This is a genomic window from Microbacterium sp. HSID17254 (assembly GCF_003989315.1).
In the GTDB taxonomy this organism is placed as follows: domain Bacteria; phylum Actinomycetota; class Actinomycetes; order Actinomycetales; family Microbacteriaceae; genus Microbacterium.
The window spans coordinates 1-897 of sequence record NZ_RBLT01000146.1 but is presented as its reverse complement, the minus strand read 5'-3'; the positions used below and the strand labels follow the sequence as shown (position 1 = coordinate 897).

The window sequence follows — 897 nt, the reverse complement described above, 5'->3', positions numbered from 1 at the left end:
GCACAGTGCCGCTCCACACGAACACCGACTCACCCGCAACACGCACCACAATCCGTCGGCAGACACAACGCCTGAAAACCGCCGCCGATGTGGGGATCTTGAGCGCCGTCCAACAAACCCACCACGTACTGCTGATGCGGAACAACAGCGTCGGAGCCGAGATGAGCACCCCGACCAGCGAGCCTGCGCGCACCATCACCAGCGCCGGCCACCAGCCCCTGGTCTGGAGCCCGGGGATGCTCTACGCGTACGACACCGGCCGCATCCGGGCAACGGCGACCAGCCCGCTCGCCACTCAGACGACGGTCGAGGGCGATGCGCTCATGGCCGGCGCGGCCGGGCTGGACGTCGAGGACTGCCTGTTCCGGATGCTGCGCCCGGGGGAGATCAAGGAGGGCATGGCCTTCGCTCCCCACTACGTCCTGCTCGGAACGAAGCGGCACCAGGTGCGGATGGCGGGCAACGCAGTGACCCCGCCGGTCGCCCGCGACCTGGTGGCCGCCGTGGTCGAGGCGATCCGCGGTACGCCGGTCGAGTCCCCCGTGCCCACCGCCGCCTGATCCGCGGCGCCTGGTGGTGTCCGACCGCCACCAGGCCCTCGCAGCCCGGTGGCTCCTGACGGCACGATCGCCAGGAGCCACCGGGCTCCGGTCTGGGCCGTCGCCACGCCCGATGCATCCTTCGATGCCAGACCGTGGAGAGTGAAGAGCAGAGAGGACGACCGGGGAGAGTGAGAGTCCGCCGTGCCGCTGACGACAGCACTCCGCGCCGGGGCCCTCGCCGCCTGGTGCCAGCAACGACTCACGGGCCTCGACCAGGTCGCCCGAGACGTGGCACGGGCAGCCGCGAAGGCGCCGCAGCCGACCCTCACGGGACCGACGCCAGGTGCGGACAGCC

The 897-nt window shown here is 71.1% G+C and carries 1 protein-coding gene; it reads left to right on the top strand.

Annotation, left to right across the window (positions count from 1 at the left end):
• Positions 1-161: 161 nt before the first annotated feature.
• On the top strand, positions 162-560 hold the full coding sequence (locus D8M34_RS18220; protein ID WP_126894721.1) for a DNA cytosine methyltransferase: 399 nt from the start codon (positions 162-164) through the stop codon (positions 558-560).
• The last annotated feature ends 337 nt before the right edge of the window (positions 561-897 follow it).